General features: G+C 64.3%; 12 protein-coding genes and 3 tRNA genes. 2 read left to right on the top strand and 13 right to left on the bottom strand.

Annotated elements, in window-relative coordinates:
- Window positions 1-169 precede the first annotated feature (169 nt).
- The 10 genes from rplL to HW532_RS00355 form a co-directional block, all read right to left on the bottom strand.
- Window positions 170-550 (bottom strand): 50S ribosomal protein L7/L12, encoded by a 381-nt coding sequence (rplL, locus tag HW532_RS00400; protein ID WP_213162549.1) that lies wholly within the window; start codon window positions 548-550, stop codon window positions 170-172.
- Between the two features lie 52 nt (window positions 551-602).
- The gene (rplJ, locus tag HW532_RS00395) at window positions 603-1121 is read right to left on the bottom strand and encodes a 50S ribosomal protein L10 (RefSeq protein ID WP_213162548.1); all 519 of its coding nucleotides are present in this window, start codon (window positions 1119-1121) and stop codon (window positions 603-605) included.
- 420 nt (window positions 1122-1541) lie between these two features.
- Window positions 1542-2237, bottom strand: a complete 696-nt coding sequence (gene rplA / locus HW532_RS00390) for a 50S ribosomal protein L1 (protein ID WP_213162547.1) — start codon at window positions 2235-2237, stop codon at window positions 1542-1544.
- A gap of 5 nt (window positions 2238-2242) precedes the next feature.
- Entirely contained in the window at window positions 2243-2671 is a 429-nt protein-coding gene (gene rplK / locus HW532_RS00385) for a 50S ribosomal protein L11 (RefSeq protein WP_213162546.1), read from the bottom strand.
- Window positions 2672-2848: 177 nt separating this feature from the next.
- Window positions 2849-3379, bottom strand: coding sequence for a transcription termination/antitermination protein NusG (nusG, locus tag HW532_RS00380; protein WP_213162545.1), 531 nt, complete (start codon window positions 3377-3379; stop codon window positions 2849-2851).
- 21 nt (window positions 3380-3400) lie between these two features.
- Window positions 3401-3598 (bottom strand): preprotein translocase subunit SecE, encoded by a 198-nt coding sequence (gene secE / locus HW532_RS00375; RefSeq protein ID WP_213162544.1) that lies wholly within the window; start codon window positions 3596-3598, stop codon window positions 3401-3403.
- 106 nt (window positions 3599-3704) lie between these two features.
- Window positions 3705-3780 (bottom strand) — tRNA-Trp (locus tag HW532_RS00370).
- A 130-nt stretch (window positions 3781-3910) separates the two neighbouring features.
- A complete protein-coding gene (tuf, locus tag HW532_RS00365) occupies window positions 3911-5086 on the bottom strand; it encodes an elongation factor Tu (RefSeq protein WP_213162543.1) in 1176 nt (391 codons plus the stop codon).
- A gap of 105 nt (window positions 5087-5191) precedes the next feature.
- Window positions 5192-5265 (bottom strand) — tRNA-Gly (locus HW532_RS00360).
- Window positions 5266-5451: 186 nt separating this feature from the next.
- Window positions 5452-5536, bottom strand: a tRNA-Tyr gene (locus HW532_RS00355).
- A gap of 255 nt (window positions 5537-5791) precedes the next feature.
- On the opposite strand from HW532_RS00355, the gene rlmB reads away from it, so the two are divergent.
- Window positions 5792-6517 (top strand): 23S rRNA (guanosine(2251)-2'-O)-methyltransferase RlmB, encoded by a 726-nt coding sequence (rlmB, locus tag HW532_RS00350; RefSeq protein ID WP_213162542.1) that lies wholly within the window; start codon window positions 5792-5794, stop codon window positions 6515-6517.
- Window positions 6518-6685: 168 nt separating this feature from the next.
- On the opposite strand, the gene HW532_RS00345 is transcribed toward rlmB, so the two are convergent.
- On the bottom strand, window positions 6686-6973 hold the full coding sequence (locus HW532_RS00345; RefSeq protein ID WP_213162541.1) for a hypothetical protein: 288 nt from the start codon (window positions 6971-6973) through the stop codon (window positions 6686-6688).
- Window positions 6974-7268: 295 nt separating this feature from the next.
- Here HW532_RS00345 and HW532_RS00340 point away from each other — a divergent pair, with 295 nt between their 5' ends.
- Window positions 7269-8495 (top strand): M24 family metallopeptidase, encoded by a 1227-nt coding sequence (locus HW532_RS00340; RefSeq protein WP_213162540.1) that lies wholly within the window; start codon window positions 7269-7271, stop codon window positions 8493-8495.
- Window positions 8496-8568: 73 nt separating this feature from the next.
- Here the strand turns inward: HW532_RS00340 and HW532_RS00335 are convergent, their stop codons facing one another.
- Window positions 8569-10083 (bottom strand): tripartite tricarboxylate transporter permease, encoded by a 1515-nt coding sequence (locus tag HW532_RS00335; RefSeq protein WP_213162539.1) that lies wholly within the window; start codon window positions 10081-10083, stop codon window positions 8569-8571.
- A gap of 22 nt (window positions 10084-10105) precedes the next feature.
- Window positions 10106-10474 (bottom strand): tripartite tricarboxylate transporter TctB family protein, encoded by a 369-nt coding sequence (locus HW532_RS00330; RefSeq protein WP_213162538.1) that lies wholly within the window; start codon window positions 10472-10474, stop codon window positions 10106-10108.
- Window positions 10475-10569 lie beyond the last annotated feature (95 nt).

Raw genomic sequence — 10569 nt, 5'->3', positions numbered from 1 at the left:
CGGTGCGGTCTTTATAGGCAGCCCGCCTCATAAGCACTTAATCAACGGCTTGCCGCGCAGTCCCGTCGGGGCTGCGCGGAAAGCCGTTTCGCGATTTCGACGCGGATGCCCGCAAGGCCCTTCCCCCGTCGCAGAGGGACGGAGGCAGGACCTTGCGGAGCATACGCGATTATTTCAGCTCGACGCTGGCGCCGGCCTCTTCGAGCTTCTTCTTCAGCTCGGCGGCCTCTTCCTTCGCCACGCCTTCCTTGACCGGCTTCGGCGCGCCCTCGACCAGGTCCTTCGCCTCCTTCAGGCCAAGGCCCGTGATCGCACGCACTTCCTTGATCACGTTGATCTTCTTGTCGCCGGCAGAGGTCAGGATGACGTCGAACTCGTCCTGTTCCTCGGCAGCCGCGGCCTCGCCGCCACCTGCGGGCATCGCACCGGCCACGGCCACGGGAGCCGCGGCGGACACGCCCCACTTCTCTTCCAGGAGCTTGGAGAGCTCAGCCGCCTCAAGCACGGTCAGGCTCGACAGGTCCTCTGCAATCTTCTCAAGATCAGCCATTTCTTCACTCTTCTTTCAATCGATTTGAACCAGCTCTCGATAGGGCGGGCCGTCAGGCGGCCTCGTCCTTCGTCGCATAGGCGTTGAACACACGGGCCAACTGGCCGGCCGGCGCCTGCAGAACGCCCGCCACACGCGTTGCCGGCGTATTGATCATGCCGGCAAGCTTGGCCCTGAGTTCGTCGAGCGACGGCAGGTCGGCCAGAGCCTTCACCCCCGACGCGTCGAGCACCGTGGAACCCATCACGCCGCCCAGAACGACGAGCTTGTCGTGCTGCTTGGCGAATGTGGTCAACACCTTGGGCGCGGCAATGGGATCGTCGGACATCGCAATGGCCGTCGGGCCAGTGAAGAGGTCCTTGATGCCTTCCGCCGAAGTGCCCTCAAGAGCAAGCTTCACCAGGCGGTTCTTGGCCACCTTGAAGGTGGCGCCCGCCTCGGCCATCTGTGCGCGAAGCGTATTCATCTCGCTCACGGTCAGGCCCTGGTAGTGGCTCACAACGATCACACCGGTGGCGTCGACAGCCTGGTTGAGCGTTGCGACGAGCTCTTTTTTCTGGGCTCTGTCCACTTGCTCTCTCCTTCGTGTGTGCCCTTGGATCCCCGAAGGGAGCGGACACGTTCACGCTCTGCCGCCGGAACGCACCGTCGAGGCCTTTATCAGGCAGACGAGGCGCCACCCGGCGGCGCTCACTGCCTGTCCCGCCCGGATATGCCCGCTCCAAGGAGCGGAACCATCCGAAAGCGTCAGCGAGGTTCAAACCGATCGAGGGGCGAACGTCCCGAAGGACGGCAGCCCCGGTGATCTGGTCGTCATCCCCGTCTCATGCAGGCCTGGCGATTAAGCGGGCAAATCCCGCGCCTGCAATCTCGGACAGGTCTTCAAAAGACGTCGGAGGCTATCAGATAGGTCGTCAAGCCTCGTCCGCCAACCACCCGGCCGATACGAACGCCTTCTTGCGCCGCACCGTCCGGGCGGAAACTCGTCAGGTTACCCGGTCACACTCGCCAGGTCGACCTTGATGCCGGGCCCCATGGTGGAGGTGACCGACACCTTCTTCAGATAGGAGCCCTTCGCGCCGGAGGGCTTGGCCTTCACCACGGCGTCGACGAACGCCTTGACATTGGCCTCGAGCGCCTCCTTGTCGAAGCTCGCCTTGCCGACGCCGGCATGGACGATGCCGGCCTTCTCGACGCGGAACTCCACCGCACCGCCCTTGGCGGCCTTGACCGCGCCGGCGACATCCGGCGTCACCGTGCCGACCTTCGGGTTCGGCATCAGGCCACGGGGGCCGAGCACCTTGCCGAGACGGCCGACCAGCGGCATCATGTCGGGCGTGGCGATGCAGCGGTCGAAATCGATCTCGCCCTTCTGCACCTTCTCCACGAGGTCCTCCGCACCGACGATGTCGGCACCGGCGGCCTTGGCCTCGTCGGCCTTGTCGCCCTTGGCGAACACGCCCACGCGGACCGTGCGGCCGGAGCCGCTGGGGAGCTGGCACACGCCGCGGACCATCTGGTCGGCATGGCGCGGATCGACGCCGAGATTGAGCGCGATCTCGACGGTCTCGTCGAACTTCCCGCTCGCCAGCGACTTGATCAGCTCGAGCGCCTCGCCCAGTGCATAGGCCTTGTCCGGCTCGAGCGCCTCGCGTTCCTTCTTCACACGCTTCGTCAGCTTCGCCATGACCGTTACTCCGCGACCTCGAGACCCATGGAGCGCGCGGACCCGGCGATGATCTTCGCCGCCTGGTCGATATCGCGCGCATTGAGATCCTTGAGCTTCGCCTCGGCGATCTCGCGGACCTGCGCCATCGTCACCTTGCCGGCGGATGCCCTGCCCGGTTCCTTGGAGCCCTTGTTCACCTTGGCCGCCTTCTTGAGGAAATAGCTCGCCGGCGGCGTCTTGATCTCGAAGGTGAAGGACTTGTCCTGGAAGATCGTGATGACCGTCGGACAAGGCGCACCCTGCTCCATGTTCTGCGACGCCGCGTTGAACGCCTTGCAGAACTCCATGATGTTCAAGCCGCGCTGACCGAGCGCGGGGCCGATCGGGGGCGACGGGGTCGCCTGTGCCGCCGGCACCTCGAGCTTGAGATATCCAGCAATCTTCTTCGCCATTTCTTCAGATCCTCCGTGCCGGAACGGTCCAGCATCCGTTTCGAAGGGTGGTGGTGCGGCAGCGATCCGGCCGGCTGCAGCCTGAAACCGCGAAACCTCCCACCGGTTGACCGGTCAGGGTCGCCATGGAAACGATCGGCTTACCCGCTACTGGACACAGCCAGTCGCGGGCCGATCTCAAAGCTTCTCCACCTGACCGAATTCGAGCTCGACCGGCGTAGGCCGGCCGAAGATCGAAACCGCGACCTTGAGGCGGGCGCGCTCCTCGTCCACCTCTTCCACATGGCCGTTGAACGACGCGAACGGGCCGTCGGAAACGCGCACCTGCTCGCCCACCTCGAAGGTGATCGAGGGGCGCGGCCGCTCCACGCCCTCCTGCACCTGGTGCAGGATGCGCTCCGCCTCGGCGTCGGAAATCGGAATGGGCTTGTTGTCGGAGCCGAGGAAACCCGTCACCTTCGGCGTGTTCTTGATCAGATGGTAGCCTTGGTCGGTCATGTCCATCTTGACCAGCACATAGCCCGGAAAGAAGCGCCGCTCGCTGGTCACCTTGCGTCCGCGCCGGACCTCCACGACCTCCTCGGTCGGCACCATGATCTCCTCGATGAGATCCTCAAGCCCGAGCGCGACGGCCTGCTCGCGAATGGAGTCTGCGACCTTCTTCTCGAAGTTCGAATAGGTGTGGACGATGTACCAGCGCTTCGCCATGATCCCTTACGTCCGCCGCCCTCAGGCACCGAATCCCAAAATGTAGCCGACGACCCAGCTCAGGATCTGGTCAGCAATCAGAAAGAAAACCGAGGCGAACGCCACCATCACCATCACCATGGCGGTGGTGATCATGGTTTCCTTGCGCGTCGGCCAGGTCACCTTCGCCATTTCGGCGCGGACCTGCTGAACGAACTGAAACGGATTCGTCTTGGCCATGCTTCCTTTGCCGATCCTGCCGCCTGCACTCATGGCCGGCGACACACTGGCCCGGTCATCATATCGTCATCGAGCGGACGGCCGACAACGTCCTCATCCATCCGGTTGGCAGGGGCGGAGGGACTCGAACCCACGACCTGCGGTTTTGGAGACCGCTGCTCTACCAACTGAGCTACACCCCTATCCGGTCCGGCGACCACATCGCCCGAACATCTCAACGCCCGGCACTACGGCGCGCCTCCTTTAGCACTCCCGCGCGAGACTTTCCAGCCCCACAACGGATGGCGGCGCGCCGACGGGATGCCGGCCCCGTTACTCCACGATCCCGGCGACGACGCCGGCACCGACGGTCCGGCCGCCTTCGCGGATGGCGAAGCGCAGCTTCTCTTCCATCGCGATCGGCTGGATCAGCTCCACTTCCATCTCCACATTGTCGCCCGGCATCACCATTTCCGTGCCAGACGGCAGTGTCACAACGCCCGTCACATCCGTCGTGCGGAAGTAGAACTGCGGACGGTAGTTCGTGAAGAACGGCGTGTGGCGACCGCCCTCCTCCTTCGTCAGAATGTAGGCTTCCGCCTTGAACTTCTTGTGCGGCGTCACAGAGCCGGGCTTCGCCAGAACCTGGCCACGCTCAACAGCCTCACGGTCGATACCGCGCAGAAGGCAACCCACATTGTCGCCGGCCTCGCCCTCGTCCAAGAGCTTGCGGAACATCTCGACGCCCGTCACCGTCGTCTTCGTCGTCGGACGGATGCCGATGATCTCGACCTCCTCGCCGACCTTCACCACACCGCGCTCGATACGCCCCGTCACGACCGTGCCGCGACCGGAGATCGAGAACACATCCTCGATCGGCATCAGGAACGGCTGGTCCTTCGGGCGCTCAGGCGTCGGCACATACTCGTCGACCGCCGACATCAAAGACCGGATCGAGTCCTCGCCCAGCGTCTTGTCGCCGTCCTCAAGCGCCACCAGCGCGGAGCCCTTGATGATCGGAATGTCGTCGCCCGGGAACTCGTAGGCCGACAGAAGCTCGCGCACTTCCATCTCCACAAGCTCCAGAAGCTCCGGATCGTCAACCTGGTCGCACTTGTTCAGATAGACCACGATCGCGGGAACACCCACCTGGCGGGCCAGAAGAATGTGCTCGCGCGTCTGCGGCATCGGACCGTCGGCCGCCGAAACAACCAGGATCGCGCCGTCCATCTGCGCCGCGCCCGTGATCATGTTCTTCACATAGTCGGCATGGCCAGGGCAGTCCACATGCGCGTAGTGACGGTTCTCCGTCTCGTACTCAACATGCGCCGTCGCAATCGTGATCCCGCGAGCCTTCTCCTCAGGCGCCGCATCGATCTGGTCATACGCACGGTACTCGCCGAAAAACTTCGTGATCGCAGCCGTCAGCGTCGTCTTGCCATGATCGACGTGACCAATCGTGCCAATGTTCGCATGCGGCTTCGAACGCTCAAACTTTGCCTTGGCCATCTCGCTTCAAATCCCCTTTAAACCAGTCCCGGCTCCGTGGCCTTCCGGCCCGGCCACGTCCATGCCGCACGCCGCGCCCATAGCAGGCCACGGAAGCGCGTTCCTTGGAGCGGGTGAGGGGAATCGAACCCCCGTCGTCAGCTTGGAAGGCTGCTGCTCTACCATTGAGCTACACCCGCCTGACCGAAGGGCCGATCCTATCCGTCCCGGGCACGGCCCCAGGGCGGCCTCCCCATGGCGACCATCAGGCCGGCCAACGGCGATACCGCCCAACACCCTTGGGCCACTCTGTCCTTATCGGGATGTCCGGCTTCCGGTGTCCTTAAATACCTCTAACCCTTTCGCGCCCCAGACGCACATTGAGATGGTGGAGGGGGTTGGATTCGAACCAACGTAGGCTAAGCCAACGGGTTTACAGCCCGTCCCCTTTAACCACTCGGGCACCCCTCCATCTCAATGTGAGTATGTTGCGCGCGCACGCCACCGTCCCGGGCAGAACCGCCGGGCTATCGTGTGACGTTTTATGAGGATGAGGACGCACGCTGTCAACCGTAAATCACGCCGAACACTGGAAAAACCTCCGAGGCGGATCCTGGCGGCTCAAGCCGCTGGCCCGCATCGTGGGCGACGAGATATAAGTCGCCAGGAGACAGGACGCAAGGACCGATCCGCCCAGCAACGCCAGACAGGTCGAAGAGAAGGCATATGGCCGCAAGGACCCTCCGCCCCCACGAACAGGAACTGATCTATGGCAGCCATGCGGTCGCCGCCGCGCTCGCCAATCCCGCCCGCCGGATCCGGCGCCTGTGGGCAACCCGCAATGTCGCCGACCGGTTCGCCGGCCCGATCGCCGGGCGCGGGGTCCGGCCGGAGATCGTCGAGGCGCGCGCGCTGGAGCGAATTGCCGGGACCGACGTCGTCCATCAGGGCGCGGTGCTGGAGGCCGATCCCCTCCCCCAGCCGGATATCGCGGATCTGCCGGGCGACGGGCTGCTCGTACTGCTCGACCAGGTGACCGACCCGCACAATGTCGGCGCGATCCTGCGCGTCTGTGCGGCCTTCGGCGTCACCGCCCTGATCACCACGGCCCGCCACAGCCCGTCTGCCACGGGCGTCGTCGCCAAGACGGCGAGCGGCGGGCTGGAGCATGTCCACTACATCAAGGTGACCAATCTCGCCCGCGCCCTGTCGGAGCTGAAGGACAGGGGCTTTGCGGTCGTGGGGCTCGACAGCGACGGCGATTCGGTGCTCGAGGAGGCCGTCCCGCCCGGCCCCCTCGCCCTCGTGCTCGGCGCAGAGGGCAAGGGTCTCAGGCGGCTGACCCGGGAGCGTTGCGACACGGTGGCGCGAATCGCCCTGCCCGGCCCGATCGCGAGCCTCAACGTCTCCACCGCCGCGACCCTGGCGCTGCACATCGCATCGAAGCGCTGAGGACGAGGCGCAAAAAAGGGGCGCGGCCCTCTTGCAGGCCACGCCCCCCTGTCTCATTGTCGGAGCCCGCATTTCGCGGACCCCGTGGGTAGAACGCCTTGCAAGCGATCAGCTTTCCGGACCTTCAATCGATTCCTATTGAAGATCCGCTGATCCAGGGCCTACCGGTCAGCGCGACACGTGGGATGTCGGGCGATAGAGGTTCTTCTCGCCGTCATTCACCAGTTCGTCGTCGAGACCGCGGCCTCCGTGGAACGCCTTCAGGTCGTTGGAGACCGGTGTGATCCGGGTCCTGTCGGACGTCGTCTCGCGGTTGGTCTCCTGCGTCGCCGTCGCGGACTGTTCCAGGTCGGTCGGATAGGCGCCGTCCGGCCCGTAGGTTCCCGCCGGCGTGTCGGCGAGCGCCGGGGCGGCGAGTGCGAGGGTCAGTCCTGCAGCCAAGAGTGCTGTACGCATGGCTTTGCTCCTTTCGCTGCTATTCTCATCTTCAGTCTGGGGGGAGTTTTGTTCCTGGGCCGGCACCGGTGCCGGCTCATGGTCACCACGTATGCGCGCAAACCTCGCGATCAACCGGGCCGACCCTTCAAATGTTTTCACTTGAAGATCGACCACGATCACCTAGGCGAGAGGCCCTGCGCGCCCGCCGCCGGCCATGCGCGGGGCAACGGGCCGGGAAACCGGTACCGCGACAGGCCGAAACGCTCTAAGGATTCCCTCGTGCCTTTCGACGACCGGACTGAGAGGGAGAGCAATGGATCAGGGACTTCGCGAGCGCATCGACTGGGAGCAGCCGTTTCCGCCTGAGGAATATGCCGAACGGCGGGAGCGGGTGCGCCAGGCGCTGAGGGGCGCAGGCTATGACGGCATGCTGGTGACCGCGCCGCGCGACTATCATTACCTGACCGGCCACGACCATATCTGGCAGTATCGCCACGCTGTGATCGGCCTCTACTTCGATACCGAGAGCGGCCGCATCGTGTTCTTCGACAATACGAGCCACAAGGTGCTGATCTCCAACACACCCGAGATCGTCGATATCCTCTATCATTCGCGCAGCATCCCCGCCGGCGAGCAGGCCACCGAGCTCGCCGCCAAGATCCTGGCCCGCGGCTGGGGCCGCGGCCGGGTGGCGATCCAGACATGGGGCTATGGCTGTCATCCCGACCATGTGCGCGCCATCGGCCGGTGCTTCGCGGAGGCAGGGGCCGAGATTGTGGAGGACTCAGACCTCATCGAGGATGTCCGCCTCTACAAGAGCGCGCGCGAGATCGCCGTCATGCGGCAGGCCGCCGACATCTCCGTGGCGGCCATGGCCGTTGCGCGGGGTTTCATGCGCCCGGGCGTCTCGGAGACCGAGATCGACGGCGTCATCTGTCACGAGCTGATGATGCGCGGCTGCGGCCATCCCGGCATCCGCACCATGATCGGCAGCGGACCGCGCTCGGGCTGCCACCACAGCCCGGCGACGCACCGGCGGCTGAAGGAGGGCGATGTCGTCCATGTCGATTTCGGCGCCAGCCTGCACCGCTATCACGCCAATATCAGCCGCAGCTTCGCCGTCGGCGAGATCGACCCGCGCTGGCACGACCTGTTCGACCGCTCGGCCGGCTGCAGCCAGGCCATCGTGGAGGGCGTGAAGCCGGGCGACCCGTTCAGCGCGGTGCAGAAGGCCGCCGACGCCTACATCGCCGCCTCCGGTGTCGACCGCGCGCGATATGAATGGTTTATCGGCGGCTACACGCTGGGCATCGCGTTTCCGCCCGACTGGGTGCACCGGCACCGCCCGGACCCCTTCGAGCCGGCCAACGACCCGCCGATGCAGCCCGGCATGGTGTTCAACTTCGAGGTCCAGTACGACGTCTTCGATGGCTGGCCCGGCGGTTCCGGCGGCGGCTGGATCGACAGCTATCTGATGACGGAAAACGGCCTGGAGATCCTCACGGAGATGCCGCGCAATCTCGCCGCGGTGGGTGGCTAGCGCCTCATCCGGCATCACCCCGGAAACCCGCGTCATAGTCACGAACCGGCATATGTCCGGTGGACGCTGTCGATCACGCAGAACGTCTCGAACCGGCAAGGATGTTCCGAATCGATTTGATAAGCGGAACCAGAATGAGCAGCGCGGAAATGGAAAGAAGCGCCAGGCTGATCGGGCGGTCGAGAAACACGAGCGGATCGCCACGCGCGACAACCAGGGACCTGCGCAGGTTTTCCTCCATCAGCGGACCGAGAATGAACCCGAGGAGCACCGGCGCGGGAGGAAATCTGAACACCATGAACAGATATCCGATCACGCCGAATATCAAGGTCACATAGACATCGAATACATTGTTGGCGATGCTGTACGACCCCATACATATGAAAAACATGATGGTCGGCATCAGGACCCGCGACGGTATCGCAACAATTCGCGTCCAGATCCCGATCAGCGGAAGGTTCAGGATCAGCAGCATCACATTGCCGATCCAGAAGCTGACGATCAGCCCCCAGAACATGGCCGGTTCGTTCGGAATGAACTGCGGTCCGGGGACCACGCCATGCATCATCATCGCCCCGAGCAGCACCGCCATCACGACGTCTCCTGGAATGCCGAGGCTGAGAGTTGGAATGAAGGCTGACTGAACGGACGCATTGTTGGCGGCTTCCGGAGCCGCCACCCCTTCGACCGCGCCCTTGCCGAACCGCTCCGGGGTCGCGCTGACCCGTTTCTCGCACGCATAGGCCATGAAGGACGCGATGCTGGGCCCCGCGCCCGGGAGCGCTCCGATGAGCCCGCCAATGGCCGAGCCGCGCAGAATGGGCGCCCACAGCGCGGACAGCTCCTTGCGGCTGGGAAGCATCGACCGCAGCGGAATGTGCCGAACGCGGTCCGTCGCCCCGGGAACCGCCGGGACGGACATCTTGTTGATGATCTCCGCGACGCCGAACAGCCCCATCGCGACAGCGATCAGGCTGACGCCGTCGGTGAGCTCCATGATCCCGAATGTGTAGCGCATGGCGCCGGAATTGAGATCCATGCCGGCCAGGCCGAGGATCAGGCCGAATGTCACCATGACCAGGGACTTCAATGTGGACCCGCCCGACAGGGTCGATGCCGCGATCAATCCCAGGACCATCACGGCGAAATACTCGGTGGAATGGAAGCTCAACGCGATGCGCGACAGGGTCGGAGCGAACCCCATCATCAAGAGGATCGCCAGCGAACCGCCGATGAACGAGGCCACGGCGTTGATGAACAGGGCCAGGCCCGGACGGCCGGCCTTGGTCATCGGATAGCCGTCCAGCGCGGTCACTGCGGTCGACGCGGTCCCGGGCAGATTCAACAATATCGACGTTATGGAGCCGCCATATTGGGCGCCGTAGAAGATTCCCGCCAGCATGATGAGCGCGACCGTGGGATCGAGCCCGAACGTGAGCGGAAGAACGACGGACACCGAGACCAGCGGTCCGATTCCCGGCAGCGCGCCGATAAATGTCCCGACGGACACCCCGATGAAGCAGAACAACAGCGCATCGACCGTGAACGCCGTCTCGATTCCCAGAGCGATGTTTTCGAGGATGCCCATTCTCGTGCCGCAACTGTCGGGGTCAGAAAACCGGGTTCAAGGGGATCCGGAGCATGGTGATGAAGAGCAGAATGCCCAAGACGGAGAGGAAGGCGGTTACGGCCGAAACCGTCCGGATAGTTGGCCTTCCATGTGCCAGGGAGGTCAGCAGGACGACCCCGGCTGTCGCAACGATGAGCCCCAGCCGCTCGACGGTGACGGCGAATGTCAGGATCGCCAGTGAAATGCACAACAGCGCGCGGACACTGTTGCGCGCGAAAACGATGTCTTCCGTCTCGAAGGCCGTCGCCAGACCGAGGAGAAGGATAAGCAGCCCGAGACCCGTTGGGAAAAAACCCGGTCCGATCCGGGTCAGGGTGCCAATGGACAGCTGCGCCCCCTCATATGCCACGAACGCTCCGAAAACAGCGATGCAGAGGCAGAACAGGGTGTGAGCCCAAGATCGGCGTTGCGGTGCGGGTTGCATCTGGATCACGAACGACTGAG

Source organism: Kaustia mangrovi (assembly GCF_015482775.1).
Taxonomy (GTDB): Bacteria; Pseudomonadota; Alphaproteobacteria; order Rhizobiales; family Im1; genus Kaustia; species Kaustia mangrovi.
The sequence above is the reverse complement of the archived record's forward strand: the minus strand, read 5'-3'. Positions and strand labels throughout refer to the sequence as shown.